Source organism: Sphingomonas oryzagri (genome assembly GCF_029906645.1).
Lineage (GTDB): Bacteria > Pseudomonadota > Alphaproteobacteria > Sphingomonadales > Sphingomonadaceae > Solisphingomonas > Solisphingomonas oryzagri.
In genome coordinates, this window is record NZ_JARYGZ010000001.1 from 45866 (window position 1) to 70960 (window position 25095).

The following is a 25095-nucleotide window of genomic DNA, read 5'->3' on the forward strand; positions in this document are numbered from 1 at the left end:
CCATGGCGAAATCTGGGTCTCCGTCGGACACCGTCATCATCAAGAAGTACGCCAACAGGCGGCTCTACAATACCGAAACGTCGAGCTACATCACGCTCGATCATCTTGCCGCGATGACCCGCGAAGGCCGGGATTTCAAGGTTCTCGACGCGCGCACCGACGAGGACATCACGCACAACGTCCTCACCCAGATCATCATGGACGAGGAATCGCACGGCCAGACGTTGCTGCCGGTCAGCTTCCTGCGCCAGCTGATCGCGCTCTACGGCGATTCGATGCAGTCGATGGTGCCGCAATATCTGGAAGCCTCGATGGAGGCGTTCCGCCGGAACCAGCAGCAATTCCGCAGTGCGATGGAAGGCGCCTTCGGCGGTGGCCCGTTCGCCGAGATCGCCAAGCGCAACATGGCGATGTTCGAGGCGGCGGCCGATGCCTTCAAGCCGGGCGCCAAGCCCGCCGCTGCCGCTCCGGCCGAGCCGGCCAAGGAAGGCGGCGACGACATCGCCGCGCTCAAGGCGCAGCTCGCCAACCTTCAGGACAAGATCGACAAGATGGGCAAGTGAGCCCGTTCAGCCGCCGGTCTGGCAGCTGAGCAGGATGCGATGGCGGTGCGCCGGCTCACCTGGGTGATTCGGGCGCCTCTGCCTTTTCGGGTACTTCCGCCTTTTCCGGGGCTTCCGGCTTCTCCTCCAATGCGGCCGGATCGGTGGACAAGGACGGCTGGGCGTCGCCAGCCGCCGGTGCATTCGGATCCGGCTTGACGAAGCGCATCGTCATACGGTCGCTCTCGCCGATCGCGGTGTATTTCGCCTTGTCCTTGTCGCCTGCCTGATAGGTGGGCGGCAGGTCCCACACGCCGTCCGGATGATCGTGATCGTCCTTCGGATTGGCGTTGACGTCGCTGGCGCCGGCCCATTGGAAACCGGCGGCCAGCGCCAGCCGGATCAGGGTCGATCGCTTGACGTAGCCGGTCTTCTTCTCGCGGGCGGTATCCATATTCTCGGGCAGGCGATGCTCCACGACGCCGAGCACGCCACCGGGTTTGAGCGCGCGGAACCAGTCCGCGAAGGCCTGCGGGGCATTGCCGTCGCCCGGCTGATCGGGTGAGCCGAGCAGGTTGTGGATGTTGCGGAAGGTCAGGATCATGTCGACGGTGCCGTCCGGCGCGAAGCTGTTGGGCTGACCGGCGTTGAACGGCACCACCTGCGCCTTGCCGTAGCGATCGGCATCGGTGGCGAGGAAGGCTCTGAAATCGTCCATCGCCTTGGGCGAGACGGCGGCGATATAATGGCCCTGATCGGCCAGATAGGGGATCAGCATCTCGCTGTACCAGCCGTTGCCGGGAATCATCTCGATCACCGTCATGTTGGGCTGGAGGCCGAAGAAGGTCAGCGTCTGCGCCGGGTGGCGATATTTGTCGCGCGCCACGTTCTCGGGCTTGCGATGCTTGTCATCGATCACCTGGCGCAGGCCGGGATCGATCATCACGCCGGGGCGCACCGTCGCCGGTTTCTTCGCCGCAGGCTTGGTCGCGGTCTTCGCGGGCGCCTTGGCGGGCGTGGTCTTGGCGGAGAGGGGTGTGCCGCTCAGCGCGAGCAGGGATACGGCAAGCAGAAAACGGCGCACGGGCATCTCTCCGGACTGGTTACGCGCCGATGCTGGCGCGCTTCCGGTCCGGAGACAAGCGGTTAAGCGTCAGAGGCAGGCTTCCAGAAACGGCTGGTCGAAGCCGTACTGCTTGGCCTTTTCCAGCGTGTAGGGGCGCAGGCCCATCGAGCGATACTCGCCGATGATCTTGCCGTCCGCCGTCTCTTCCAGATACTCGAACTTGAACAACTCCTGCGTCACGATTACCGGGCCTTCCATGCCGATCACCTCGGTGATGTTGGTGACGCGGCGCGAGCCGTCGCGCAGGCGCTTCACCTGGATGATGAGATCGACCGAATCCGCGATCTGGCGGCTGATCGCCTCCTTCGGGATCTTGATGTCGCCCATCATCACCATGTTCTCCATACGGCCCAGCGCCTCGCGCGGGGAGTTGGAGTGAAGCGTACACATCGAGCCATCGTGGCCGGTGTTCATGGCGGCCAGGAGGTCGAAACACTCCTGACCACGAATTTCGCCGAGGATGATGCGGTCCGGGCGCATACGCAGCGCGTTCTTGACGAGATCGCGGATCGAGATCTCGCCCTGGCCCTCCAGGTTCGGTGGGCGGGTTTCGAGCGGCAGCCAGTGCGGCTGCTGCAGACGAAGCTCGGCCGCGTCCTCGATGGTCAGCACGCGCTCGCCGGGGTCGATCATCTTCGACAGGGCGTTGAGCATCGTCGTCTTGCCCGAGCCGGTACCGCCCGAGATGACGATGTTGAAGCGGCAGGCGCCCGCGATCTTCAGCGCGGTCGCCATCTTCGGACTCATCGATCCGAAACCGACATACATGTCGAGCGTGATCGGCTTGGCCGAGAATTTACGGATCGAGATGGCGGTGCCGCGCAGCGACAGCGGCGGTACGATGACGTTGACGCGGCTGCCGTCCTGAAGGCGGGCGTCGGCCAGCGGGGTGGTCTGGTCGACGCGGCGGCCGACCTTGTTGACGATGCGCTGCGCGATCTGGAACAGGTGCTGCTCGTCGCGGAACTGGATGTTGGCGAGCTGCAGCTTGCCCTTCTTTTCGATGAAGGTCTGTTCCGGGCCGTTGACCATGATGTCGCTGACATCCGGATCGGAGAGCAGCTCCTCGAGCGGCCCGAGGCCGAGCAGCTCGTCGACCAGCACCTTCTCCAGCGCGAACTGCTCGCGGCGGTTGAGGTTGATCTTCAGCTCGGCGAGCACTTCGCCGATGATCGGACGGAATTCTTCGGCCAGCTCGTCCTTGGTCAGCGTGGCGGCCGCTTCCGGATCGACACGCTCGAGCAGGCGGGGAAGCACCTGCTCCTTGATCTTGTGGACCGAGGCCTCGAAGCCCTCGATCTTGGGCGCGGCGGCGTCGCCCGAACCCTGCTGGCGATCGTTGAGGCGCGACATCGCGTCGCCGCCGCCGACACTGCCGCCCGTATCGGCGGAGGCGCCCGGCAGGGGGACGGAATCGATCGGCGGAAACTGGCCGCCGCCCGGTTCCGGGCTGTGCATCGGACGCGCCACGCCAAAAGCCGGGCGCTGCCCGCCGCCACCAGTGCCATTCCGCTTGCCGAACGCGCTCATCGTCGCTGCCTGTCCCTTCCGTGTTCCGAAAAATGGTAAGCGAGAAGCCCTAAGAAAGCCTAAAGCCCCGGAAACCTTAGGTGCCGCGCCGGCAGTTCGTGGCTGGTCGCAGCGGCGTGCGCAGGTCCCACCCCTCGAAGGCGCCGGACCGCACGGCCAGCCGGTAATGGCGGAGCAAATCGGCGAAGGCGGGATCGCGGCGGAAGAAGGCGAGGGGGTCGCCGGCCGCATCACCCCCCGGCACGGGGCGCTGGAAGACGATGCGGCGCGGCGGCAGGCAGCGATAATCCTGCACCGTCTCGGCGACGATCCTCCGGCCGAGCGCCGCCACTGCCGGATCGCGCAGGCCGGAGGGGGTCATCGCCCACAACATCCAGTAGGCGTTGTAGCGGCTGGGGTAGCGGAAGCCGTCATTCCAGACGTGCGGCCATGCGATGGCGATTTCGGTGCTGACGAACGCGACGGCATCGCCCCGTCGGAGGCCGGTGAGGACGGGATCGACCCCGAGCGTCGGCGGAGGCGGCGGTGCCGGCATCAGCGGCTGGGCGAGCGGGAGGATGATGGTGGCGGGCGCCACCAGGCGGGCCGTCACCGGAAGTTTCTGCCACGCTTCGGCAAGTAGTGCGGCGAGCGCCAGGATCAGGCAGCCGGTCGCCGCGATGGCGTGATAGGGCCAGCCCTTGTGCTGCACCCACCAGGCGAGGGCGAAGCCGGTGGCCGCGATCAGTAGCGCCGTCGTCAGCGGCGCCGATCCCCGCCGCAACAGCAGGAGCGAGGGCAGCAGGACGAGCAGCGCCAGGCCCCAGAGATATTGGGACAGCTGGATCATCTGCCACAGCGGGCGCGAGGCGGCGGCGCCGTAGGCGAGCCGCAGATCGGGCACGACGCGGATCAGATAGTCCGGCGTGACGATTAGCAGGGCCGCCGCGTAGAGCAGGGCCACCAGCATCAGCCCGGCGACCTCCGGCCGCAACGGACTGCGCCAGCCGCGCCCCTGCCTCGCCAGCAGCCAGAATTCGATCAGTACGGGCACGCCCGCGAAATAGTGCTTGAGCGCGAAGCCGAGGCCGCCGCCGATCCCGATCGCTAAGGCCAGCCGCGTGTCCACCGTGCCCCCCTGCCGACGGGCAGCGGCGAGCGCGGCATAGGGGATCGCTGCGATCAGCGCATATTGCTCGCGCTGCCCGGTGTCGCCGAACGGCATCGCCAGCATCAGCCAGGTGGCGAGCAGCAGCAGCGCGATCCGATGGGGGGTGGGGATGGTGCCGGTCAGGCGCTCGGTCGCGCCGAGCGAGGTGGTGGATGCCGCGCCGAGCGCGAGGACCAGCATCGCCTCTGGCTGGATGCCGGTGAGGCTCGCCGCTGCGTCCACCGGCATCGCCATCCAGAACCACAGCGGCGGGTTGGTCTCCATGATGTCGCGGTAGAACACCGCGCCCTCGCGCAGCCGATGCGCGACCCACAATTGCCAGGCGACATCGGTGGTGAAGGGGGGCGGCGCGAACAGCACGAAGCCGATCGCCAGCAATATTGGCGCGGCGATCGCCACCAGCAGCGCCTCGCGCCCGCGGACATGCGTCATCCACGACCGGCGGGCGGACGGCAGATCGAGCGGCATGGAGGGCGAAAGGGGTGGCACGGACTCTCCCGACGGGAAGCCGGCACCCTAGCCGCGGATGGGTAAAGCGCTCCCTAAGGAGCGGAGGCGCCGATCAGTGGTCGGCGCGGGCCGGGTGGCCGTGGGTCGCGGCGTCCGCGCCGCTCAGCACCTCGGCATGTTCGGCGAGAATGGTCAGGCCCTTTTCGGTCACCTCGGCGAAACCGCCCTGCACGCGCACGCGCTGCACGATCTGCGTCATCGAGGAATAGACCAGCACCTCACCGTCGCGCACCGTCGACATCAGCGGCGCGTGGCCGGCGAGCACGCCGAAATCACCCTCGGTGCCGGGAACGACGACCATATAGGCGTCCTCCGACAGGATCTTCTTTTCCGGGGTGACGAGCTCGAAATGTACGTCGGCCATGCTCTTGTCCTCGACCCTCTCCCGGCGATGCGGGAGAGGGGGATATCAGTGGAAGGAGGCGAGGGGCTTACGCCGCCTCGGCCAGCTTCTTGCCCTTCTCGACCGCCTCGTCGATGCCGCCGACCATGTAGAAGGCGGCTTCCGGCAGGTGGTCGTACTCGCCGTCCACCACGGCCTTGAAGGACTTCACCGTGTCTTCGACCTGCACGAACTTGCCGCTGATGCCGGTGAAGACCTCGGCGACGTGGAACGGCTGCGACAGGAAGCGCTGGATCTTGCGGGCGCGGCTGACGGTCAGCTTATCCTCTTCGGACAGCTCGTCCATGCCGAGGATCGCGATGATGTCCTGCAGCGACTTGTACTTCTGCAGCGTCTCCTGGACGCGGCGGGCGACGTCGTAATGCTCCTGGCCGACGACGGCCGGGGTCAGCGCGCGCGAGGTCGAGTCGAGCGGATCGACCGCCGGGTAGATGCCCAGCTCCGAAATGGCGCGGTTGAGGTTGGTCGTCGCGTCCAAGTGGGCGAAGGACGTGGCCGGCGCCGGATCGGTAAGATCGTCGGCGGGCACATAGATCGCCTGCACCGAGGTGATCGAGCCCTTGTTGGTCGACGTGATGCGCTCCTGCAGGGCGCCCATGTCGGTCGACAGGGTCGGCTGGTAGCCCACCGCCGACGGGATGCGGCCGAGTAGCGCCGACACTTCCGCGCCCGCCTGCGTGAAGCGGAAGATGTTGTCGACGAAGAACAGCACATCCTGGCCCTCGACGTCGCGGAAATATTCCGCGTTGGTCAGGCCCGAGAGCGCGACGCGCGCGCGGGCGCCCGGCGGCTCGTTCATCTGGCCGAACACGAGCGCGACCTTCGATCCCTCGCTGGTCGGGTTGCCGTCGGCATCCTTGGCGATGACGCCCGCGTCGAGGAACTCGTGATAGAGATCGTTGCCCTCGCGGGTGCGCTCGCCGACGCCGGCGAACACCGAAGTGCCGCCGTGGCCCTTGGCGATGTTGTTGATCAGCTCCTGGATGAGCACGGTCTTGCCCACGCCGGCGCCGCCGAACAGGCCGATCTTGCCGCCCTTGGTGTAGGGGGCGAGCAGGTCGATCACCTTGATGCCGGTGACGAGGATGCTGGTCTCGGTCGACTGGTCGACGAAGGGCGGGGCCTCGGCATGGATCGGCGCGTGGGTCTCGGCATTGACCGGGCCGCGCTCGTCGATCGGCTCGCCGATCACGTTGAGGATGCGGCCGAGCGTCTTGGGGCCGACCGGCACCGAGATCTGCGCGCCGGTGTCCTTGACCTCCTGGCCGCGGGTCAGGCCGTCGGTGCCGTCCATCGCGATCGTGCGGACGGTGTTCTCGCCGAGATGCTGCGCGACCTCGAGGACGAGGCGGACGCCATTGTTCTCGGTCTCGAGCGCCGAGAGGATCTTCGGCAGCGGGCCGTCGAAGGTGACGTCGACGACGGCGCCGATCACCTGGCTGATGCGGCCGACATTGTTGGTGGTCTGAGTAGCCATGGGTTCCTGCCTTCTTAGCCCTTGAGCGCTTCGGCGCCGGAGATGATCTCGACCAGCTCGGTCGTGATCGCCGCCTGGCGCGAGCGGTTATACTGGATGGTGAGCCGCTTGATCATGTCGCCGGCATTGCGCGTGGCGTTGTCCATCGCGGTCATGCGGCTGCCCTGCTCGGACGCGGCATTCTCCTGGAAGGCGCGGAAGAGCTGAACGGCAATGTTGCGCGGCAGCAGCGCGGCGAGGATTTCCTCCTCGTCCGGCTCGTATTCGAACGCCGCGACCGGGCCGCCGCTTTCGGGGGCCTTGTCGTTGGCGGCCAGGATTTCCACCGGGATGATCTGCGTCTCGGTCGGGATCTGGGCGAGCGCCGACTGGAACTTGGCGAAATAGAGCCGCGCCACGTCGAACTCACCCGCCTCGAAGCGGTGCATGATGTCGTTGGCGACCTCGAGCGCGTCATCGAACGACACGGTCTTGATGTGACTCTGGTCGACCTGATGGACGATCTGGCCGGGGAACAGGCGGTTGATCACCGCGCGACCCTTCTTGCCGATCAGGTAGAACTTCACCGTCTTGCCCTTGGCCTCCAACTCGCGCGCCTTGCGGACCGCGAGGCGCACGATGTTGGAGTTGAACGCGCCCGCGAGACCACGCTCGGAGGTGGCGACGACCAGCAGCTGGTTGGTGTCCTTGCCGGTGCCGGCGAGCAGCTTGGGGCTCTCCGGGCCGACGGTGACACCCGACGCGAGCCGCGCCATGACCTTGGTCAGTTCCTCGGCATAGGGACGGCCGGCTTCCGCCGCCTCCTGCGCGCGGCGCAGCTTGGCGGCGGCGACCATCTTCATCGCCTTGGTGATCTTCTGCGTCGACTTCACCGAGCCGATGCGGATCTTGAGTGCCTTCAGGCTGGGCATTGCGGACCCTTAAAGTTCAGATCAGCCGAACGTCTTGGCGAAGGCCGCGATGGCGTCCTTCAGCTGGCCCTTCACCGCGTCGCCAAGATCCTTGGTCTCGCGGATCGTCTTCAGCACCTCGGCGTGGTTGGCGCGGAGGTCGGCGAGCAGCGCGTCCTCGAAGCGGGTCACGTCGGCGACCGGAATCGTGTCCAGGAAGCCCTGCGTGCCGGCGAAGATCGACGCCACCTGCTCCTCGAAGGGCAGCGGGTGGAACTGCGGCTGCTTGAGCAGCTCGGTCAGGCGCGCGCCGCGGTTGAGCAGCTTCTGCGTCGAGGCATCGAGGTCCGAGCCGAACTGCGCGAAGGCGGCCATCTCGCGATACTGGGCCAGCTCCAGCTTGATCGAGCCGGCGACCTTCTTCATCGCCTTGGTCTGCGCGGCCGAGCCAACGCGCGACACCGACAGGCCCACGTTAATCGCGGGGCGGATGCCCTGATAGAACAGGTCGGTCTCGAGGAAGATCTGGCCGTCGGTGATCGAGATCACGTTGGTCGGGATGTAGGCCGACACGTCGCCGGCCTGCGTCTCGATGACGGGCAGCGCGGTCAGCGAGCCCGAGCCGTGCGCGTCCGACATCTTGGCGGCGCGCTCGAGCAGGCGGGAGTGGAGGAAGAACACGTCGCCCGGATAGGCCTCGCGGCCCGGCGGGCGGCGCAGCAGCAGCGACATCTGGCGATAGGCGACGGCCTGCTTGGAAAGATCGTCATACACGATCAGGCCGTGCATCCCGTTGTCGCGGAAATACTCGCCCATCGCGCAGCCGGTATAGGGCGCGAGGAACTGGAGCGGGGCGGGGTCCGAAGCCGTGGCGGCGACGACGATGGTATATTCCATCGCGCCATTCTCTTCGAGCTGGCGGACGATCTGCGCGACGGTCGAGCGCTTCTGGCCGACGGCGACGTAGATGCAGTAGAGCTTCTGCTTCTCGTCGTCTCCGGCGTTGGCCTTCTTCTGGTTGATGAAGGCGTCGATCGCGACGGCGGTCTTGCCGGTCTGGCGATCGCCGATGATCAGCTCGCGCTGGCCGCGGCCCACCGGAACGAGCGCGTCGAGCGCCTTGAGGCCGGTCTGCACCGGCTCGTGGACCGACTGCCTCGGGATGATGCCGGGCGCCTTGGTCTCAACGCGGGCGCGGGTGTCGGAGACGATCGGGCCCTTGCCGTCGATCGGGTTGCCGAGGCCGTCGACCACGCGGCCGAGCAGGCCCTTGCCGACCGGCACGTCCACGATGGTGCCGGTGCGCTTGACCGTGTCGCCCTCGCGGATCTCGGCGTCCGAGCCGAAGATCACGGCGCCGACATTGTCGGCCTCGAGGTTGAGGGCCATGCCCTGCGTGCCGTTGGCGAACTCGATCATCTCGCCGGCCTGGACGTTGTCGAGGCCGAAGATGCGGGCGATGCCGTCACCGACGCTCAGCACCTGGCCGACTTCGGAGACTTCCGCCTCGGTGCCGAAATTGGCGATCTGGTCGCGGATGACCTTGGAGATTTCTGCGGCGCGGATATCCATGTTCAGCCTTTCATCGCGTGCGCGAGAGTGTTCAATTTGGTGCGGATCGAGCCGTCGATCTGCTGCGAGCCCATCTTCACGATGAGGCCGCCGAGAATGCTGGGATCAACCTTCGCCTCGATCGCGACATCGCGGCCGAACTTCTGGCGAAGCTTGTCCTTGAGCGCGCCGGTCTGCTCGGCATCGAGCGGATGGGCGGAGGTGACCTCGGCGGTGGTCTCGCCACGGTGGGCGGCGGCCAGCGCCTTGAAGCCGCGGATGATGGCGGGCAGCTGGTTCAGCCGGCCATTGTGGCCGAGCAGGCCGAGCGTGTTGCTCACCGTCTTGCCGAGCTTCATGCTCTCGGCGACAGCCAGGATCGCCTTGGTCGCGGCATCGCGGCCGACCAGCGGGCTGCTGATGAGCGCGCGGAAATCGGCGCTCTCGGCCATGGCGGCCTTGATCGTGTCGAGATCGGCCGAAACCTGCTCGATCTGTCGCTCGTCGCGCGCCAGCTCGAAGAGGGCGAGCGCATAGCGCCCGCTCAAGCTAGCCTGAATACCGCCGGAAATGTCCACGCGAGACCCATCCCCCGAAGAAATTGCTTTTGCCCCATACGAAAAAGGGGGCGCCCCATAAGGCGTCCCCGCATGGGTCGCGGGCCGGTTAGCAGGGGAGGGCAAGGGATGCAAGGCTGGCGACCCCGACCCTTGGGACGAGGGCGCAGCGATAGCTTTGAGAGCAAGCGGCGGGACGCGAGTGGCGGGAATCAGGCCTAGATCGAGGTCTCCCAAGCGATGGAGAATGTATGACTTATCGTATCCAAGGCCTCAATCCCGCGCGGTTCGCCGACCCGGAAGCGCTGATCGCCGACGGGGCGATTCGCATGACGGCGGGCGCCGACAGCGGCTATCCGTGCCGGGTCACGCTGCAGGATGCCGAGCCGGGCGAAACCGTGTTGTTGCTGAACTATGTGTCGGCCGATGTGCGGACGCCCTTCCGGACTACGCACGCCATCTTCGTGCGGGAGGGGGCGACGACGGCGCCGCGCTATGACGACGAGGCGCCCGCTTATCTGGAGCAGCGGCCGCTGAGCCTGCGCGGGTTCGACGGCGCCGGCATGATCCGCGCGGCCGCCAACGCGGCACCGGGCGGTGCGGATGCGGGCATCCGGGGGCTGCTGGAGGATGAGGAGATCGACTATGTGGATGTCCACCACGCGGCCTGGGGTTGCTTCCTCGCGCGGGCACATCGGAGCGGAGATGCCTGAGACGGAAGCCTCTCTTGACGACGAGGGCCGCTGGGATGCGGTGCTCAGGCGCGACCGGGCGGCGGACGGATCGTTCGTCACCGGCGTGCTGACGACGGGCATCTATTGCCGCCCGTCCTGCGCGGCGCGGCACCCGAAGCGGGAGAATGTCCGTTTCTTCGCGGACGGCGCGGCGGCGCGGGCGGCGGACTTGCGCCCCTGCCTGCGCTGCAAGCCCGACGAGGTGGCGCGCGATGCCGAAGGTGTGGCGAAGGCGGTCGCGCTGATCGATCGGGCCGAGATGCCGCCGACGCTGGAGGAGATGGCGGCGGAGGCGGGCTATGCGCCGCACCACTTCCACCGCCTGTTTCGCAAGCGCACAGGGGTGACGCCTGCGGCTTACGCCCGTGCGGTGCGCGCGAAGCGGATGGAAGCGGCGCTCAAGGAGAATGAGCGCGTGACCGATGCGATCTACGATGCGGGCTTCTCCGGGCCGGGACGCTTCTACGAGGAGGCTGATCAGCGGCTCGGCATGGCGCCCTCGACCTGGCGGCGCGGCGGCGGTGGCGAGACGATCCGCTGGGCGAGCGCCGACACCAGCTTCGGCCCGGTGATCGTCGCGGCGACGGCGCGCGGAATCTGCCGGCTGACCTTCGGCGGGATCGAGCAACTCCGGCAGGACTTCCCCCATGCCGCGATCGAGCCGGGCGGGGCGGAGATGGCCGATCTCGTCGCCCAGGCGGTCGCGGTGGTCGAGGAGCCGGGCCGCGCGCACGATCTGCCGCTCGATGTGCGCGGCACCGCCTTTCAGGAAGCGATCTGGCGCGAACTGTCGCAGATCCCGGCGGGCGAATCGGTAAGCTATGCGGCGTTGGCTGCGCGCGTCGGCAAACCGGGCGCGACGCGCGCGGCGGGGACGGCGTGCGGGGCCAACCCGGTGCCACTGCTCATCCCCTGCCACCGCGCGCGGCGCAGTGACGGATCGGCGGGCGGTTACGCGCTGGGACTAGAGATGAAGGCGCGCATCCTCGCCCGCGAGGCGCCCGACACGCAGCGCGGGCTGTTCGACTAGGCGCCCTTGGCGCGCGCCGTCGCGGCCATCTGGCGGGCGATATCGGTAATGAGCGCATCGGGATCGCCGTCGCGAACGAACACGCTGCCATGGTCTGCGCCCGGCACGTAGGTGAAGTCGGCATGGGCGCCCAGCCGGTGCAGCAGCGCCTCCAGCCGGTGCGCGGGCCGATCGAGGTAGAACGTGTCCGCCGACCCCACGGTCAGGTGGATCTTCCCGTCGAGATCGGGGCGCAGCGTCGGCCAGTCGCGTTCGATCTTCGCCGCGATGTCGTAATGCGCGCGCCAGTAGGCGGCGACCTCCGGATCGATGCGGCCGGTCGTGCGATCGTAGAGGCGCATCGGCGTGCCGTCGGCGCCACGCGGGCTGAACACCCACTCGAACGATCGGAACTGGCCGCCATCGTGGCCGAGCACATCCTCCAGCCGCGCGAAGTCGCCCATCAGGCCAGTCACCCGCTCATGGTCGCGGCTGAGCGGGCGGGGGCGGCCGGCCTCGTCGGTGTAGAAATTGCCGGGTTTGTAGAGATCGACACCGATGAAATCGTGGAAGTCCACCGGATCGGGCGAGATCGGCCAAGTGCCCCCGAACATCTTGGGGTAGGCGACCTGCGCCCACAGCGCGAACCAGCCGCCCGAGCTGTGGCCGGTGAGGAAGCGCCCGTCGGCCCGCGCATCCATACGGTAATTGCGTTCGAGGAACGGGATCAATTCCGTGGTGAGCGCCGTGCTCCACGGGCCGTTGTTCACGCTATCGGCGAATTCGTGCGTGCCGGTCGGCCCCGAATGATCGAGGAACACCCAGATCATCGGCGGGATGCGCCCGGCCTTCTCCAGCCGCCAGATCCGCGCCGCCCAGGCGATGTCGGCATGTTGCGAGGTGCCGAAGCCGCCGGTCTGGTAGACGGTCGGCCAGGTCTTGCGGTGGTCGTTCTCGTCATAACCCGGTGGGCGGAGCACCAGCGCGTGCATCTCGGTCTGCCGGCCGGAGAAGGCGGCGAGCGAAGCGCTGCGGTAGAAGATCTCGTCGCAATGCGGCTTGGCGGCGGCCACCGCGCGCTGCTCGGCGACCGCATCGTCCGAAAAGTCCCACGGCGCGCGGGCCGGAAGGGCATGATCGAGTGCGATCGTGGTGGGCGATGCCTGCGGCCAGTGCAGCGTGGTGACCTGCGAAACGAGGTCGCCCGCACCGGCGCCGCCATAGCCATAGTCGCCGTTGCGATCGAGCAGGGCCTGCACCCGATAATCGCCGGGCGGCAAGGCGGCGAAGCTCGCAGGGAAAGCGGCGTCGCTTGTGTCGATCGACACGCTGCGGCCGGCACCGAACGTCGCCACGTCGCGTGCGGCGGTGGAGACGGAGTCGTGCGGGCCGAACTCGTTGGCGTCGATGCGGTCGGCACGAGCGTTGGCGTCGGTCGCCGGCTCCACCATCAGCAGCAGGCGGCCCGATGCGTCCCCGCTCCAGCCGGCCGGCAGGGTGACGGTCATCCGCGTGTCGGGCGCCGGGGCCGAACCCGACAGGGCGGCACTCGCAAGCGCGAGGACGAGCGTTTTCGCGATCCGCACCGCGCGCGCCGGTTAGCGTCCGGGGCCTTGTTGCTGGCCGACCGTCGGGCCGGTGGTGGGAAGTTCCGGGGCGTCCTGGTGCGCGGCCGCCTTCTCGGCGACCGTCAGGATGCCGTCGTGATTGGTGTCCATCATGTCGAACGCCTTGAGCGGGCGGACGCTCGCTTCGGACAGGCTCAGCTTGCCGTCGTGATTCGAATCGACATTGTCGAAGGCGCGGTTGGCGGCGTCGAGCATCCGCTGCGCCGCTTCCTTGGTCGGCGGCGCGTCGCGGTTGAGGATGATCGACATCCGCGCGGCGAATTCCTTGCGGCTGATGAAGCCGTCGTGATTGGTATCGGCCAGATCGAACGTCTTCTTGATCTGCGCCATCATCTGCGCGCGCGTGATGTCGCCGGTGGCGGCGGGCGGCGTGGGCCTGGCGACCAGAGGCTTGGTGGATGCGGACTTGGCGGAGGCGGATTTCGCTGGCGCAGTCTTCTTCGCCGGCACCGCCTTCTTGTCCGGAGCGGCGGAGAGCGGGGCGGCGAAGCCCAGCCCGATCAGCGCGATCGCGGCAGCGGCGGACGAGCGGGCAAAGAGCAAGGGCAATCTCCAGATCATCGGCCAAGCGTGACGGTCGTACGCTTACAGGAAGCTGTACGGGTCCACATCCACCGCGACGCGAACGCCGCGCGGCCATTCGAGCGCGCTTAACCATTGCCGGATCACGTCCTGCACGTCCAGCGTTCGCCGCGCATGGACGAGCAGGCGCTGGCGATGGCGGCCGCGGAGCATGGCGAGCGGGGCGGGAGCAGGGCCGAACACCATCATTCCCTCGGTCTCCGGCGCGGAGAGGCCGATGCGGTTGGCGGTTTCCACCGCCTCGTCGAGCTTTTCGGAGGAAACGATGATCGCGGCGTAGCGGCCGAAGGGCGGGGCGCCTGCTTCGCGCCTGCTCTCGGTCTCGGCGGCGTAGAAACTCTCGGCATCGCCCGTCACCAGCGCCTGGATCACCGGCGCGCCCGGCTCGCGGGTCTGGAGGAAGACGCGGCCCGGCTTGGCACCTCGCCCGGCGCGTCCGGCCACCTGCGCGATCTGCTGGAAGCTGCGCTCGGCGGCGCGCAGGTCGCCGCCCTGCAGGCCGAGATCGGCGTCCACCACGCCGACCAAAGTCAGGTTGGGGAAGTGATAGCCCTTGGTGATCAACTGCGTGCCGATCACGATGTCGATGTCGCCGGCCTCCATGCGATTGACGAACTCGGCGGCCTTTGCGGGGGACCAGATCGTGTCCGAGGTGACGATCGCTACCTTCGCTTCGGGAAACAACGCCGAAACCTCGTCGGCGATGCGCTCGACACCGGGGCCGCAGGCGACGAGGCTGTCCTCCTCATGACATTCGGGGCAGGCGGCCGGCGGTGGCATGACATGGCCGCAATGGTGGCAGGCGAGCCGCGCCAGCAGCCGATGCTCGACCATCCACGCCGTGCAGTTCGGGCAGCGGAAGCGGTGGCCGCAATGGCGGCAGAGCGTCAGTGGTGCGTAGCCGCGCCGGTTGAGGAACAGCAGGGCCTGCTCGCCTTTTCCGACGGTCTCCTCGATCGCGGCGACCAGTGAGGGGGCGAGCCAGCGCTGTTTGGCCGGCGGATCCTGAGTGAGATCGATCGTCTCGATCGTCGGCATCTGCGCCACGCCGTAACGTCCGGGCAGCTTCAGCTCGCGATACTTGCCGATCTCGACCATCTGGCGCGTCTCGATCGCGGGCGTGGCGGAGGCCAAGACGATCGGCACCTGCTCGAACGACGCGCGCATCACCGCGACGTCGCGGGCGTGGTACATCACGCCGTCTTCCTGCTTGAAGCTGGTCTCATGCGCTTCATCGACGACGATCAGGCCGAGGTCGCGATACGGCAGGAAGAGGGCCGATCGCGCCCCACACACCACCTTCGCCTCCCCGCTCGCGATCGCCCGCCACGCGCGGCGGCGCTGGGATTGGCGCAGGTCCGAATGCCAGGCGACCGGCAGATGCCCGAAGCGCGCCTCGAAGCGCTTGAGGAACGGCTCGGTCAGCGCGATTTCGGGGAGCAGGACGAGGCTCTGCCGCCCGGCGGCGACTGCCGCCGCGATGCCCTCGAAATACACCTCGGTCTTGCCCGATCCGGTGACGCCGTCGAGCAGATAGGGCTGGAAGGCTTGGGCCTCCACCGCCGTGACGATCGTGTTCGCCACCGATCGCTGCTCGGCGGAAAGCTCGGGCGGGGCGAAGGCGGGATCGGGAAGTGGATAGGGATCGTCCACCGCGACCTCCACCGCCTCGATCGCGCCGACCTTCACCAGTCCCCGGATCACGCCGTCCGACACGTCGGCGATGGCGGCGAGTTCGCGCACCAGCCCCTGCCGCTCGCCGATCCGCTCGAGCGCCTGCTGGCGCTGCGCGGTGAGGCGTTCCGGCACATGGCCGGTGGCGCGATACTCGATCACCGTCCGCCCGCCATCGAGCGCGCTTGCCGAGGCCAGCGCCATGCGCAGCACGGCGGCGGGCGGGGCGAGGTAATAATTCGCGGTCCACTCGATCAGCCGGCGCAGTGGTGCCGCGAGCGGCGGCAGATCGTAGACGCCGAGCAGGTTGCGCAGGCGGTTGTCGCCCACCTCCGCGTCGGAGGGCATACGTTCCGGCTCCCAAACCACGCCGGCGATCTGGCGGGGCCCAAGCGGCGCCAGCACGATCGACCCCGGCTCGACCTGCATCTCGCGCGGCACGCGATAATCGAGCGGGCCGAGCGCGGAGTTGAGCAGGAGGACGCGGGCGCGGGACATCGCCCCCCACATCGGGGATCGACGAGGCGAGCGCAACCGGGCTTCCCAGCGCCCCGCAGAGGTGCTTTACTGTGGTGGTACAGTGCGAGGTGGCGATGCTGGAAACCGAACGGCTCACGATCAGGCGGATCACGATCGACGACGCCTCCTTCATGATCGCGACGCTCAACGATCCGGGTTTCCTCGCCAATATCGGCGATCGCGGCGTGCGCACCGTGGAAGATGCCGAAACCTACATCCGCGACCGCATCCTCGCTTCCTACGAAGCGAACGGCTTCGGCATGTTCCGCGTGGCGCTGAAGGAGAATGACGAGGGGATCGGCACGGTCGGCTTCGTCAAGCGCGACGGGCTTGACGGGCCGGACCTCGGCTTTGCCTTCCTCCAGGCCCATACCGGCAAGGGCTATGGCCACGAGGCGGCGCGTGCTCTGATGGACTGGGGACGGGAGGCGCTGGACATGCCGCCGCTGCTCGCGATCACGGCGCCCGACAATCACGCCTCCGCCGCGCTGTTGGCGAAACTGGGGTTCCGCGAGGAAGGACGCATCACGCTGCCGACGCACGGCGGCGAGAGCCGGCTGTTCGTGCAGGGCTGATGCTCCCCCTGCTGCTCGCTCTGGCGACGCCGGACATCGATACGGCGATCACGGACGCGATCGATCCCTGCGCCGCCGCTCGGCGGGAAGGCGGCATCACCGTCTGCGCGCGCACCAAGGAGGAGCAGGATCGCCGCTTCCGCCTGCCGCCGGAGCCTGATCATGGCTTCGATCCGCGGGGATCGGTGGACAGCGTCTCGCGCTCGCGGCACCGGCTGATCGACGGCGACGGCGCCAACACCGATCTGACGCGCGGCTCCTGCAGCGCGGTGGGGGCGAGCGGCTGGACCGGATGCCAGATCAAGAAATGGGGTGAGATGGATCAGCAGAAGGGCTGGTGATCGCCGTGCCGCATTGCGCCATTTCCTTTTAACCATGTCGCGCTAAGCTCTGTTTCATGGGCAGCGTGATCAGTTTCGAGGACCGGGCCGTCGCGACGTTGCGCGCGCGGGTCGCCGAGGTGGAGGAGGCCAATCAGGACCTCATCGCCTTCGCGCGCGGTCACTCGGGCGCGGTCGCCCAGATCCACGGCGCGGTGCTCGCCGCGATCGAGGCGGAGGGCCTCGAACATCTGATACATGTCGTCACGCAGGACTGGCCGCAGATGCTGGGCGTCGATGCCGTAGCGCTGGCGCTGTTCGTGGGCGACACCGGCTTCTGCGCGGATGCCGACGGCCTCCAGATGGTCGAGCCGCGCATGATCGAACATGCCATCGCGGGAATCGAGGGCGTGGTGCTGCGCGGCGTCGAGCGCGGCCACCCGCTGTTCGGCCCCGCCGCGACTCTGATCCGGGCCGAGGCGTTGATCCGGCTGGAGAATCCCGCGCCGTTGCCTTGTGGCCTGATCGCTCTGGGGCAACGCGCCGAGCAGCGGTTCGAGACCCGTCATGGCTCCGAACTGCTGGCCTTTCTCGGCAGCATACTGGCGCGTATGGTCGGGCGGTGGCTGCTCCCCTGACATTAGATGACCATCCGGCACGGATGACCGCCGCCGCTTTCGCTGATCACCTCCGCCGCGACCGCCTGCGCTCCGCCCATACGGTGCGGGCCTATCTGGCAACGGCCCACCGGTTGATCGCATTCCTTGGCCGACATCGCGGCGAGAGCATCGACGATGACATCCTTCGTTCGATCGAACCGGCCGACCTGCGCGCCTATCTCGCCCAGCGCCGTTCTGAAGGGCTGACCAACGCTTCGGCCGCGCGCGAACTGTCGGCGGTGCGCACCTTTCTTGGCTTCGTGAAGGGCGTGGGCGCCGCGATCCCGCGCGTGCAGGCGCCCCGCGTCAAACGCGGCGTGCCGCGCCCCGTCGCGCCCGCCGATGCCAGGGCGCTGGCCGAGGACGCGTCCGACGCGCATGATGTCCCCTGGCTCGCGGCGCGCGATCTGGCGGTGCTGCTGCTGCTCTATGGGGCGGGCTTGCGCGTCGGCGAGGCGATGGGGCTGGATGCCGGGCTTCTGCCGCTCGGCGAGGCCATCACCGTCACCGGCAAGGGCAACAAGGCGCGTGTCGTGCCGCTGCTGCCAGTCGTCCGCGATGCGATCACCGCTTATGCCGATCTCTGCCCCTATCCGCTGGGCAAGGGCGTCGTGCTGTTCCGGGGCGCCAAGGGCGGTCCGCTCGATGCCGCGATCGTTCGTCGCGCGGTGCGGGCCGCGCGGGGGCGGCTGGGTTTGCCCGAGCGGACCACGCCCCACGCGCTGCGCCACAGCTTCGCCACCCACCTGCTCGGGCGCGGGGCGGACCTGCGCCAGCTGCAGGAACTGCTCGGCCATGCCAGCCTCTCCTCCACCCAGATCTACACGGCGGTGGATGCTGCGCATCTGATGGACGTCTATCGGGCCGCGCATCCCAGGGCGTGACCTTCCGGCACGCGCCTGAAACATCCCGGAAAAATATTTTCAGACCCTCTTAAAGTTTCAGCGCAGCCGTCGTTACCGGTGTGAGAGAACACCTCTTACGCAGGAAAACGGGCATGGACGGCATCGACAAGGCAGGGGGAGCAACCGACGTTTCGCGGCTGCGGCCGTCGTCGGTCCAACCCACTCAGGCGGCGGCTCCGGTAGCCGCGGCACAGGCCAAGGTGGTCGCCGACAGCGGCCTCTCCGAAGCCTTCGCCGCGCTTGCCGATGCCGGCGCGCCGGTCGACGGCAAGAAGGTCGACGCGATCAAGTCGCTCATTCAGTCGGGGGCCTATCCCATCGATCCGCAGAAGATCGCGGCGAAGATGGTGGCGCTCGACTTTCCCGAGCGCGGCGAGAGCGCCGACGCCTGACAGGCGACGAAAGAAGCGGGGACGATCAGGCGCGGGCCTTCACCCGCGCCTCGATGGCCTCCCAGATGATGGCCGGTGTATCGGTGCCATTGAACTTGTCGATGGCGACGATGCCCGTGGGGGACGTGACGTTGATCTCGGTCAGATAGCCGGCGATCACGTCGATCCCGACGAACACCAGCCCCCGCTTGGCGAGCTCTGGGCCTAGAGCCTCGCAAATCTCCAGCTCGCGCGCCGTCAGCTCGGTCTGCGCGCCCGATCCGCCGACCGCGAGGTTGGAGCGGATCTCGCCCTTCTTCGGCAGGCGATTGACCGCGCCGGCCGGCTTGCCGTCCACCAGCACGATGCGCTTGTCCCCCAGCGCCACGTCGGGGAGGAACGCCTGCACCATGAACGGCTCGCGCCACACCTGGCCGAACAACTCGGTCAGCGCGGCGAGGTTCGCGTCCTTCTTTCCCACGTGGAAGACGGCCGATCCGGCGTTGCCGTAGAGCGGCTTCACCACGACTTCGCCATGCGCCTCGTGGAAGGCGCGTGCCTCGTCCAGCCGGCGGGTGATGAGCGTCGGCGGCATGAACTGCGCATAATCGAGCACGAACAGCTTTTCCGGCGCATTGCGGACGGAAGCCGGGTCGTTGACCACCAGGGTCTCGTGCTGGATGCGCTCCAGCAGGTGCGTCGCGGTGATGTAGGCGAGGTCGAACGGCGGATCCTGCCGCATCAGCACCACGTCCGTATCCGCGCCGAGATCGAGCAGCTTCGGCTCACCGAACGTGAAGTGATCGCCGGCGACGCGCTGGACGGTCACCGGGCGGGCGGGCGCATAGACGCGGCCGTCGCGATAGGAGAGGTCGCCGGCCGCATAGTGATAGAGCGTGTGGCCGCGCGCCTGTGCGGACAGCATCACGGCGAAGGTGGAATCGCCCGCGATGTTGATGCCCTCCATGGGGTCCATCTGGACGGCGACGGTGAGCGACATGGACTACCCCTTCCGTTCGTCCCCAGCGAAGTCGAGGGACGTGCAGCGGACGCTGCGTCTGTGGCCCGTACCTCGACTTCGCTCGGCACGAACGGCGAGGTAGGGGCGGGCGGCGGGATTGTCACCCCTGCCAGACATGCTCCAGATGCTTCGGCAGCTTTCCGGGCGCGATCAGCACGGCGTCGATGCGGATGTCGTCGCCGGGCCGGGCGTAGCGCGGGATCAGCATTTCGGCCGCCGCCGCCACCCGCACCAGCCGCTGGCGATCGAGGGCGAGATCCAGCGCCGCTTGGTCCTTGCGGCTCTTCACCTCGACGAAGGCGACGAGGCCGGGCTTGCGCATCACGATGTCCACCTCTCCCGCCGGCGTGCGCACACGGCGATCGAGGATCGTCCAGCCCTTGAGGCGAAGGAAGTTGGCGGCGATCGTCTCGGCGACCCGGCCGCTCGCTTCCGCCGCCTGCCGCGTCACGCCTTCAGTTCCAGCGCGCGGTTATAGAGATCGTGGCGGTCGAGGCCGGTCGCCGCCGCGACCTCCTTGGCCGCTTTGGCGACGGGCAGTCGCTCCAGCGCCTCGCGCAGCAGCGCATCGAGATCGTCCACCTGCGGCGGCGGTGCCTCGCCGGGTGGGCCGACGACGATCACGATCTCACCCTTGGGGCCTTGTTCGGCATAGCGTTCGGCCAGCTCGGCGAGCGTGCCGGTGACACATTCCTCGAACGCCTTGCTGATTTCGCGGGCCACCGCCCCGTCGCGCTCGCCCAAGCCCTTGGCCAGCGCCGCCAGCGTCGCGCCCAGCCTCGGCCCGCTTTCGTACAGGACGAGGCTCGCCCTGATCGCGGCCACCTCGGCGATGGCGTCGGCCTTCGCTTTCTCCTTGGACGGCAGGAAGCCGATGAACAGGAAGCGGTCGGTCGGCAGGCCCGCCAGCGTCAGCGCGGCGATGGCGGCGCTGGGACCGGGGATGGTGACGATATGCGCGCCCGCCGCCCGCGCGTCGCGCACCAGCTTGAAGCCGGGATCCGAGATCATCGGCGTGCCGGCGTCCGAGACGAGCGCGATCGCCTCGCTGCGCATCCGCTCGATCAGGCCGGGGCGCACGCGATCGGCATTGTGGTCGTGATAGGGGGTCATCGGCCGCTCGGCGCCGATGTGGCGGAGCAGCTTGGCGGTGACGCGGGTGTCCTCCGCCGCGATCAGGTCGGCGCGCGACAGGATGTCGGCGGCGCGCGGGGAGAGGTCTCCGAGATTGCCGATCGGGGTCGCGACGATGTAGAGGCCGGGGGCGAGAGGATCGGTCATAGGGGATTTCATGGCAGACGGACTGGCGACGCCGCAACCGGCGAAGCGCTCTATGACACGACGGGCCGCCGGCCTGATGGTGGCGATGCTCCTCGCGGGCTGCTCCACCGTGGTGCCGAAAGGGCCGCAGCAGACGCCGCCGCCGCCGCCCAAACAGACCGGCAGCCAAACGGGTCGCTTGCCCGAAGATCAGCGCGACCGCGTCGCGGTGCTGGTGCCGCTGAGCGGCGCAGAGGCCGGCATCGGCCAGTCGATCGCCAACGCCGCCAACATGGCGTTGATCGATTCGGGCGGGCAGGGCGTGCGCCTCACCATGTACGACACCTCCACCGGAGCGGCGCTCGCGGCGCAGAAGGCGCTCGCCGAAGGCAACAAGCTGATCCTTGGCCCGCTGTTGTCCGACGACGTGCGCGCAGTGGCGCCGATCGCCGCCGCCCAGCATGTGCCGGTGCTGGCCTTTTCCAACGACGTCACCGTCGCCGGCAACGGCGTCTACCTGCTGGGCTTCACGCCGACCGAATCGGTGGATCGCGTCATCTCCTACGCCAAGGAACGCGGATTGAGCCGGCTTGCGGCGCTGGTGCCCAACGGCGTTTACGGTCGCCGCGCATCGAACGCGATGCTGCGTGCGGCCGAAGGCGCCGGGGCGACGGTCGTCTCGATGCAGAGCTACGATCGCTCGCCGGCTTCGCTCGCCACCGCGATCAAGCGGCTGGGCGACCCCAAGGGCTATGACGCGCTGCTGATCGCCGACAGCGGCCGGATCGCGCTGGTCGCGGCGCCGCTGGTGCGCAAGTCCGGCTCGTCGGCGAAGCTGCTCGGCACCGAACTCTGGAACACCGAGCCGCAACTTGCTGCCAGCAAGCTGATGAGCGGCGCCTGGTTCGCGGCGGTGTCCGACGGGCTCTATTCGCAGTTCGCCGCCAAATATCGCTCGCGCTTCGGCAAGGGGCCGTATCGCCTCTCCAGCCTCGGCTACGATTCGGTGCTGCTCGCGGTGCGCATCTCGGCGGACTGGAAGGCGGGCACCGATTTCCCGCAGGGGCGGCTGAGCGACAAGGGTGGCTTCTCGGGCGTCGATGGCGCCTTCCGCTTCGACCATGACGGTATCGCCGAACGGATGCTGGAGGTGAAGCAGATCGGCACGGGCGGCGTGACCGTGGTGTCGCCCGCCCCGCAGGGTTTCGGAGACCAATAACCGCAGGGGAGACGTGTCGTGAGCTATGTCCAGGGCTTCTTGATACCGGTGCCGGTAGCGAAAAAGGATGCGTACCGGGACATGGCCGCGACGACCGCGCCTTTCTTCATGGAATATGGCGCGACGCGGATCGTCGAGACGTGGGGCGACAACCTGCCCGACGGCAAGACGACAGACTTCCGCAAGGCGGTGAAGGCCGAGGAAGGCGAGAACGTCGTCTTCTCGTGGATCGTCTGGCCGGACAAGGCGACGGCCGATGCGGCGCACGAAAAGATCTGGTCCGATCCCCGGATGCCCGAACCGGACGGTCCGATCCCGTTCGACGGCAAACGGATGATCTATGGTGGCTTCGTGCCGATCTTCGATACCGACGAGGGCTAGCGCACGATCTCGGCGAGGATGCCGTCGAGCAACAGCATCCCGGCCTCGCGCACCGTGAGGTGGTCGCCCTCACGGACGATCAGGCCATGGATGGACAGGCGGTCGATCGCGGGCTGATCGATGATCGCATCGATCGACAATCCCGTCTCTGTCGCGATCCGCGCGAGATCGAGCCCCTCATCGAGACGCAGCCCCATCAGCAGGGCTTCCTCTGCGCGCGTGAAGGGGGCAAGCGGTTCCTCGCTCTCGAGACCATGGCCGTTGCGCGCGACCGCCTCCAGCCAGTTCTCAGGCTTCTTGCGGCGCAGGCTGGCGAGATGGCCGCGCCGCCCGTGTGCACCGGGGCCGACGCCCAGATAGTCGCGATAGCGCCAGTAAGCGAGATTGTGGCGGCTCTCCGCGCCCGGCCGGGCGTGGTTGGAGATTTCGTAGGCGGGGATGCCGGCCTCCGCGGTCACCGCGCGGGTAATCTCGAACAGGTGCGCGGCCTCGTCCGAACCGAGCGTCGGGAGTTCGCCCTTGGCGGCCAGCGCGGCGAAGCGCGTGCCCGGCTCGATGGTCAGCTGGTAGAGCGAGAGATGCTCGGTGCCGAAGCTCAGCGCCTGGCCGAGTTCGGCCAGCCATTGCGCCTCGGACTGATCGGGACGCGCATAGATCAGGTCCACGCTGACCCGCCGGAACGCGGCCTGTGCGGTATCGAGCGCGGCGAGGCTTTCGGCGACGCCATGCGCGCGACCGAGGAAGTGCAGCGCCCGGTCGTCCAGCGCCTGCAGACCGAGCGACACGCGGTTCACACCCGCCGAGGCAAGGGCATGGAAATTCGCCGCCTCCACCGAGGACGGGTTGGCCTCCAGCGTGATCTCGATGCCGGGCGCGAAGCCCCAGTGGCGCTCGGCCGCGTCCAGCACCGCCGCCACGGTGGCGGGCGCCATCAGCGAAGGCGTGCCGCCGCCGAAGAAGATCGATCCGAGCGGCCGCCCCGGCGTCAGCGCAGCCTCATGTGCGAGATCGGCGAGCAGCGCGTCGCGCCACGCCGCCTCGTCGATCTCCGCGCGGACGTGGCTGTTGAAGTCGCAATAGGGGCATTTGGAAACGCAGAACGGCCAGTGGACGTAGAGCGCGAGCGGCTCGCCCACGATCAGAACACGGCCGCCACCAGCTTGCGGAAGGCGTCCGCGCGGTGGCTCATGGCGTGCTTCTTGTCCGGGTCCATCTCGCCGAAGGTGATGTCATGGTGCCACGGCTGGAACACGGGATCGTAGCCGAAGCCCTTGTCTCCGCGCGGCGGCCAGACGAGGTGGCCGTCGACCCGACCCTCTACCGTCACGATATGCCCGTCCGGCCAGCACAGCGACAGCGCGCAGACGAAATGGGCGTCGCGGCCCGCATCCGGTCCCTTGGCGGCGAGGTTGCGCTCGACCAGCTCCATCGCCCGGCCGAAATCCTTGGACGGCCCCGCCCAGCGCGCCGAGAAGATGCCGGGATCGCCGCCCAGTGCTTCCACGCAAAGCCCGCTGTCGTCGGCCAGCGCGGGGAGGCCGGTGAGGTCGGCCGAGAAGCGCGCCTTCAGCTCGGCATTGGCGGCGAAGGTCGTTCCGGTCTCTTCCGGTTCCGGCACGTCCAGCTCGCCGGCCGATACGATGTCCATGCCATAGGGGCCGAGCAGGGCGGCGATCTCTGGGATCTTGCCCTTGTTGTGGCTGGCGATCACCAGCCGGCCCGGCTCCAGCCGGCGCTTCACCGGCCGGTGGCCTGCAGCTGCGCGGCGAAGATGTCGTTGCAGCCGATGCGGGCGAGGCGGAGCAGGCGGAGCAGCGCCTCCTCGTCATAGGTCGCGCCCTCGGCGGTGGCCTGCGCCTCGGCGATGTTGCCATTGGAGAGCAGCACGAAATTGCCGTCGGCATGCGCGTTCGAATCCTCGATATAATCGAGGTCGAGCACCGGCGTGCCTTCGTAGATGCCGCAGGAGACGGCCGCGACCTGCGCGGTGATCGGATCCTTCTCCAGCTTGCCCTCGACCATCAGCTTGTCGACCGCGAGGCGCAGCGCCACCCAGGCGCCCGAGATCGAGGCGGTGCGGGTGCCGCCGTCCGCCTGGATCACGTCGCAATCGAGGGTGATCTGGCGCTCGCCGAGCAGCGTCATGTCACACACGGCGCGGAGCGAACGGCCGATCAGCCGCTGGATTTCCTGCGTGCGGCCGGACTGCTTGCCCTTCGCCGCCTCGCGGCTGCCACGGGTGTGCGTGGCGCGCGGAAGCATCCCGTATTCGGCGGTCACCCAACCCTGGCCCTTGCCGCGCAGGAAGGGCGGCACCCGCTCTTCGATCGAGGCGGTGACCAGCACCTTGGTGTCGCCGAAGGAGATCATGCAGCTACCTTCCGCATGACGGGTGGCATTCGGCTCGATGGTGATGGCGCGCATCTGATCGGGCGCACGGCCGGAGGGTCGCATGAAGGCTCCTGTAATAAAGTCGGGGCGCTTTAGCGGCAGTTGAGCCTT

General features: G+C 68.1%; 27 protein-coding genes. 10 read left to right on the top strand and 17 right to left on the bottom strand.

Annotation, left to right across the window (positions count from 1 at the left end):
• The first annotated feature begins 2 nt into the window (after positions 1-2).
• Positions 3-563: a polyhydroxyalkanoate synthesis repressor PhaR gene (phaR, locus tag QGN17_RS00220; protein ID WP_281042509.1), complete on the top strand. Its 561-nt coding sequence runs from the start codon at positions 3-5 to the stop codon at positions 561-563.
• 55 nt (positions 564-618) lie between these two features.
• On the opposite strand, the gene QGN17_RS00225 is transcribed toward phaR, so the two are convergent.
• The 8 genes from QGN17_RS00225 to QGN17_RS00260 form a co-directional block, all read right to left on the bottom strand.
• A complete protein-coding gene (locus tag QGN17_RS00225; protein ID WP_281042510.1) occupies positions 619-1626 on the bottom strand; it encodes a class I SAM-dependent methyltransferase in 1008 nt (335 codons plus the stop codon).
• Between the two features lie 69 nt (positions 1627-1695).
• A complete protein-coding gene (locus QGN17_RS00230; RefSeq protein ID WP_281042511.1) occupies positions 1696-3198 on the bottom strand; it encodes a CpaF family protein in 1503 nt (500 codons plus the stop codon).
• Positions 3199-3274: 76 nt separating this feature from the next.
• Positions 3275-4837: a hypothetical protein gene (locus QGN17_RS00235; RefSeq protein ID WP_281042512.1), complete on the bottom strand. Its 1563-nt coding sequence runs from the start codon at positions 4835-4837 to the stop codon at positions 3275-3277.
• A gap of 73 nt (positions 4838-4910) precedes the next feature.
• A complete protein-coding gene (locus QGN17_RS00240; RefSeq protein WP_281042513.1) occupies positions 4911-5222 on the bottom strand; it encodes an ATP synthase F1 subunit epsilon in 312 nt (103 codons plus the stop codon).
• A gap of 67 nt (positions 5223-5289) precedes the next feature.
• Entirely contained in the window at positions 5290-6738 is a 1449-nt protein-coding gene (gene atpD, locus QGN17_RS00245; protein WP_281042514.1) for a F0F1 ATP synthase subunit beta, read from the bottom strand.
• 14 nt (positions 6739-6752) lie between these two features.
• Positions 6753-7649, bottom strand: a complete 897-nt coding sequence (locus tag QGN17_RS00250; protein ID WP_281042515.1) for a F0F1 ATP synthase subunit gamma — start codon at positions 7647-7649, stop codon at positions 6753-6755.
• A 21-nt stretch (positions 7650-7670) separates the two neighbouring features.
• Positions 7671-9200 (bottom strand): F0F1 ATP synthase subunit alpha, encoded by a 1530-nt coding sequence (atpA, locus tag QGN17_RS00255; RefSeq protein WP_281042516.1) that lies wholly within the window; start codon positions 9198-9200, stop codon positions 7671-7673.
• A gap of 2 nt (positions 9201-9202) precedes the next feature.
• The gene (locus QGN17_RS00260) at positions 9203-9757 is read right to left on the bottom strand and encodes a F0F1 ATP synthase subunit delta (RefSeq protein WP_281042517.1); all 555 of its coding nucleotides are present in this window, start codon (positions 9755-9757) and stop codon (positions 9203-9205) included.
• 230 nt (positions 9758-9987) lie between these two features.
• Here QGN17_RS00260 and QGN17_RS00265 point away from each other — a divergent pair, with 230 nt between their 5' ends.
• Positions 9988-10449, top strand: coding sequence for a DUF1203 domain-containing protein (locus QGN17_RS00265; RefSeq protein ID WP_281042518.1), 462 nt, complete (start codon positions 9988-9990; stop codon positions 10447-10449).
• The gene (ada, locus tag QGN17_RS00270) at positions 10442-11500 is read left to right on the top strand and encodes a bifunctional DNA-binding transcriptional regulator/O6-methylguanine-DNA methyltransferase Ada (protein WP_281042519.1); all 1059 of its coding nucleotides are present in this window, start codon (positions 10442-10444) and stop codon (positions 11498-11500) included. Before QGN17_RS00265 ends, ada begins: the two co-directional genes overlap by 8 nt.
• On the opposite strand, the gene QGN17_RS00275 is transcribed toward ada, so the two are convergent.
• From QGN17_RS00275 to QGN17_RS00285, 3 genes are read right to left on the bottom strand one after another with little or no spacing between them, the layout of a single operon-like run.
• The gene (locus QGN17_RS00275; RefSeq protein ID WP_313790144.1) at positions 11497-13065 is read right to left on the bottom strand and encodes an alpha/beta hydrolase; all 1569 of its coding nucleotides are present in this window, start codon (positions 13063-13065) and stop codon (positions 11497-11499) included. The two genes, ada and QGN17_RS00275, sit on opposite strands and share 4 nt — an antisense overlap.
• 12 nt (positions 13066-13077) lie before the next feature.
• The gene (locus QGN17_RS00280) at positions 13078-13650 is read right to left on the bottom strand and encodes an EF-hand domain-containing protein (protein WP_281042520.1); all 573 of its coding nucleotides are present in this window, start codon (positions 13648-13650) and stop codon (positions 13078-13080) included.
• Between the two features lie 42 nt (positions 13651-13692).
• Positions 13693-15861, bottom strand: a complete 2169-nt coding sequence (locus QGN17_RS00285; protein ID WP_281042521.1) for a primosomal protein N' — start codon at positions 15859-15861, stop codon at positions 13693-13695.
• 71 nt (positions 15862-15932) lie between these two features.
• Between QGN17_RS00285 and QGN17_RS00290 the strand changes: the two genes are divergently transcribed.
• The 5 genes from QGN17_RS00290 (at position 15933) to flgM (ending at position 18733) form a co-directional block, all read left to right on the top strand.
• The gene (locus QGN17_RS00290) at positions 15933-16457 is read left to right on the top strand and encodes a GNAT family N-acetyltransferase (RefSeq protein WP_281042522.1); all 525 of its coding nucleotides are present in this window, start codon (positions 15933-15935) and stop codon (positions 16455-16457) included.
• Positions 16457-16798 (top strand): hypothetical protein, encoded by a 342-nt coding sequence (locus tag QGN17_RS00295; protein ID WP_281042523.1) that lies wholly within the window; start codon positions 16457-16459, stop codon positions 16796-16798. Before QGN17_RS00290 ends, QGN17_RS00295 begins: the two co-directional genes overlap by 1 nt.
• Before the next feature lie 56 nt (positions 16799-16854).
• A complete protein-coding gene (locus QGN17_RS00300) occupies positions 16855-17415 on the top strand; it encodes a DUF484 family protein (protein WP_281042524.1) in 561 nt (186 codons plus the stop codon).
• Positions 17416-17438: 23 nt separating this feature from the next.
• The gene (locus QGN17_RS00305; RefSeq protein ID WP_281045111.1) at positions 17439-18320 is read left to right on the top strand and encodes a tyrosine recombinase XerC; all 882 of its coding nucleotides are present in this window, start codon (positions 17439-17441) and stop codon (positions 18318-18320) included.
• A 113-nt stretch (positions 18321-18433) separates the two neighbouring features.
• Positions 18434-18733 carry a flagellar biosynthesis anti-sigma factor FlgM gene (flgM, locus tag QGN17_RS00310; protein ID WP_022689601.1) on the top strand — a complete coding sequence of 100 codons (300 nt, stop codon included), beginning with the start codon at positions 18434-18436 and terminating at the stop codon, positions 18731-18733.
• Positions 18734-18758: 25 nt separating this feature from the next.
• Here the strand turns inward: flgM and gshB are convergent, their stop codons facing one another.
• The 3 genes from gshB to rsmI form a co-directional block, all read right to left on the bottom strand.
• Positions 18759-19712, bottom strand: a complete 954-nt coding sequence (gene gshB, locus QGN17_RS00315; protein ID WP_281042525.1) for a glutathione synthase — start codon at positions 19710-19712, stop codon at positions 18759-18761.
• A 121-nt stretch (positions 19713-19833) separates the two neighbouring features.
• Positions 19834-20184, bottom strand: a complete 351-nt coding sequence (locus tag QGN17_RS00320) for a YraN family protein (RefSeq protein ID WP_281042526.1) — start codon at positions 20182-20184, stop codon at positions 19834-19836.
• Complete coding sequence (gene rsmI / locus QGN17_RS00325; protein WP_281042527.1) at positions 20181-21014, bottom strand: 16S rRNA (cytidine(1402)-2'-O)-methyltransferase; 834 nt, start codon at positions 21012-21014, stop codon at positions 20181-20183. Before rsmI ends, QGN17_RS00320 begins: the two co-directional genes overlap by 4 nt.
• Positions 21015-21024: 10 nt before the next feature.
• Between rsmI and QGN17_RS00330 the strand changes: the two genes are divergently transcribed.
• Positions 21025-22212 (top strand): penicillin-binding protein activator, encoded by a 1188-nt coding sequence (locus QGN17_RS00330; RefSeq protein WP_281042528.1) that lies wholly within the window; start codon positions 21025-21027, stop codon positions 22210-22212.
• Positions 22213-22230: 18 nt separating this feature from the next.
• A complete protein-coding gene (locus QGN17_RS00335; RefSeq protein ID WP_281042529.1) occupies positions 22231-22593 on the top strand; it encodes a DUF1428 domain-containing protein in 363 nt (120 codons plus the stop codon).
• On the opposite strand, the gene hemW is transcribed toward QGN17_RS00335, so the two are convergent.
• The 3 genes from hemW to rph are packed head-to-tail and all read right to left on the bottom strand — an operon-like array spanning position 22590 to position 25047.
• On the bottom strand, positions 22590-23732 hold the full coding sequence (hemW, locus tag QGN17_RS00340) for a radical SAM family heme chaperone HemW (protein WP_281045112.1): 1143 nt from the start codon (positions 23730-23732) through the stop codon (positions 22590-22592). The genes QGN17_RS00335 and hemW overlap by 4 nt on opposite strands.
• The gene (gene rdgB / locus QGN17_RS00345) at positions 23732-24334 is read right to left on the bottom strand and encodes an RdgB/HAM1 family non-canonical purine NTP pyrophosphatase (RefSeq protein ID WP_281042530.1); all 603 of its coding nucleotides are present in this window, start codon (positions 24332-24334) and stop codon (positions 23732-23734) included. The genes hemW and rdgB overlap by 1 nt, the downstream gene beginning before the upstream one ends.
• Complete coding sequence (gene rph, locus QGN17_RS00350; RefSeq protein WP_281042531.1) at positions 24331-25047, bottom strand: ribonuclease PH; 717 nt, start codon at positions 25045-25047, stop codon at positions 24331-24333. The genes rdgB and rph overlap by 4 nt, the downstream gene beginning before the upstream one ends.
• Positions 25048-25095: the final 48 nt, after the last annotated feature.